Below are 235 nucleotides of genomic sequence, written 5' to 3' on the forward strand. Positions count from 1 at the left end.
TGCCAATGTTGTGCTACTCGCGTGTAAAACAGATCGTGACAAAGGCGCGCAAGGCGTCTCTCTTATCCTAGTTGAGACAGACGATCTACAAGGGTTTTCGCGCGGTCGTAACCTCAAAAAGACGGGCCTTACCGGACAAGATACCTCAGAGCTATTCTTCGATAATGTCCGTGTGCCACAAAAAAACATACTCGGCGGTATGGAAGGTCTAGGCTTTATGCATATGATGCAGGAG

The 235-nt window shown here is 48.5% G+C and carries 1 pseudogene; it reads left to right on the forward strand.

Annotated elements, in window-relative coordinates:
* Positions 1 to 235: pseudogene (locus AAEY75_RS17160) on the forward strand (acyl-CoA dehydrogenase); the annotation flags it as partial.

It is taken from the genome of Psychrobacter sp. TB55-MNA-CIBAN-0194 (assembly GCF_040309505.1).
In the GTDB taxonomy this organism is placed as follows: Bacteria; Pseudomonadota; Gammaproteobacteria; order Pseudomonadales; family Moraxellaceae; genus Psychrobacter; species Psychrobacter fozii.